Annotated in this window: 2 protein-coding genes and 1 tRNA gene; all 3 read right to left on the reverse strand. The window is 62.0% G+C overall.

Annotated features, from left to right (window positions below):
- A partial coding sequence (locus tag JCM25156_RS14815; RefSeq protein ID WP_025813685.1) for an SDR family NAD(P)-dependent oxidoreductase occupies positions 1-986 on the reverse strand: 986 nt, incomplete at its 3' end.
- A gap of 285 nt (positions 987-1,271) precedes the next feature.
- Positions 1,272-1,346, reverse strand: a tRNA-Thr gene (locus tag JCM25156_RS14820).
- A gap of 97 nt (positions 1,347-1,443) precedes the next feature.
- Positions 1,444-1,857, reverse strand: coding sequence for an RNA polymerase-binding protein DksA (dksA, locus tag JCM25156_RS14825; RefSeq protein ID WP_025813686.1), 414 nt, complete (start codon positions 1,855-1,857; stop codon positions 1,444-1,446).
- Positions 1,858-2,043: the final 186 nt, after the last annotated feature.

The following is a 2,043-nucleotide window of genomic DNA, read 5'->3' on the forward strand; positions in this document are numbered from 1 at the left end:
TAACAGGTCCGGTACCATGTCACGAACGCATCCACCCCGGCCTGTACGGGGGTGGCGGGGCTGAAGCCGGTCAGGGCGCGCAGGGTGGTGCAGTCCGCCCAGGTGCGCGGCATGTCACCGGGCTGCATGGGCAGGTTGTTGCGCAGGCAGGGTTTGCCCAGCGCCTTTTCAATGGCTTCGATAAACGCCAGCAGGCTGACCGGCCTGCCATTGCCGATATTGACAACACGATAGGGCGCGACCGGACTTGCGCCGCCATCACGTTCCCCCGGCCCGCGCGGTGGCGTGCCGCCCAGACGGTGGAGCGCCTCGACCACATCATCGATATAGGTGAAATCGCGCGCCATATCGCCGTTATTGTAAACGTCGATCGGCCTGCCCCGCAGGGTATTGGCCGTGAACCGGAACAGCGCCATGTCAGGCCGTCCCCATGGACCATAAACCGTGAAGAACCGGCAGACGGTGACGGGCATTTTCCACAGGTGGGAATAGGAATGCGCCAGATCCTCCGTCGCCTTCTTGGTCGCGGCGTAAAGGCTGAGCGGATGGTCACAACGCTGGGATTCCGTAAACGGCACCTCCCGGTTCGCCCCATAGACCGAGGAGGTCGAGGCGATCATGAGATGGGCGGGGCGGTACGCACGGGCCTGTTCCAGCACATTATAGGTACCGACGATATTGGCGTTGATATAGGCGCCCGGATTTTCCATGCTGTACCGCACGCCCGCCTGCGCCGCCAGATGGATCACCAGTTCCGGCTCGCATTGCGCAAAGACGTTCTGGAGGGCCTGTGCATCCTCCAGCAGGAATTCATGGCAGGTAAACGCGGCGAATTCCCGGAGCATGGCATGGCGTCTGTGCTTCAGCGCCACATCGTAATAGGCCGTCATGCCATCAATACCCGTTACGGCATGCCCGTCGCGCAGCAGGCGGCGGGCGATGTGGTAGCCGATGAATCCCGCCGTGCCGGTAACAAGAATACGCATCCGTAACTCCAGAAAATACGGACAGCCATACACGCGGTCCGTGCGCGCATGGTCCTGCCCGGTTTTGACGGGTGCCGCGTTATGTCGCGTGTCCGCCCGGGGCAATCACGTAGCGCGTGGGAAAGCCGGGGCGAAACCGCTTTTGGAGCATAGCGGAGTCCACCCGCGCCATGTGAGGGCGGGATGTACTCCCGCCCGCAGGACAGCGCGAAAGACAGGGTCGCGCCTCATTGCCGCCATCCTATGGCGGGTCAGGACGGGAACCATAAATGTCAGGGGAAATTATGGTGCTGCTGGACAGGATTGAACTGTCGACCTCTCCCTTACCAAGGGAGTGCTCTACCACTGAGCTACAGCAGCACTGTATGGGCGCTTCCTAACTTTTCCTGCCCCGGCTGGCAACCCCTTATTTGCCGTGTTCCGACAAATCGGGGTGGCCGGGCGGGGGAAGTCGCCCCTAGTCGTCGCGGTGGATGCGTTCCATGCGTTCGTGACGTTCCTGCGCCTCGATCGACAGGGTCGCGATGGGGCGGGCTTCCAGCCGTTTCAGGCCGATGGGTTCGCCCGTTTCCTCGCAATAGCCGTATGTTCCGGATTCAATACGCTGAAGCGCCTGATTGATCTTTGAAATCAGCTTGCGGGCCCGGTCCCGCGTGCGCAGTTCCAGCGCGCGGTCGGTCTCGACGCTGGCCCGGTCGGTAATATCCGCTTCATGGATGCCGCCCTCGGACAGGCTGGCAAGCGTTTCATCCGCTTCCTTGAGAAGATCCGTTCGCCATTTCAGCAGCTTGAGGCGGAAATATTCCACCTGCTGCGGATTCATGAATTCCTCATCCTCCGAAGGGCGATAATCGGGGGGCAATGTAATCATTATGACATATCCCTGCGCCGTGGTTCCGTAGGGCCGCTATTGACCAGCCAGTCGGGAACGGGGCGGCTTATACTAGCAAGGCGCGCCCGCGCCAAGCCTTTAACGCAGTTTCAGGCGGGTTTGCGTGGCGCGGAAGGGCGGCTTCACCAGCCGCCGGGGTGGTCGTGGCCGGTGCGGCGGCCTGCG

The sequence above is a fragment of the Komagataeibacter kakiaceti JCM 25156 genome, from assembly GCF_000613305.1.

Bases quoted from the DNA above. Each gene is read 5' to 3' on its own strand.
- dksA (WP_025813686.1), bottom strand. From the start codon at position 1,857: ATGATTACATTGCCCCCCGATTATCGCCCTTCGGAGGATGAGGAATTC.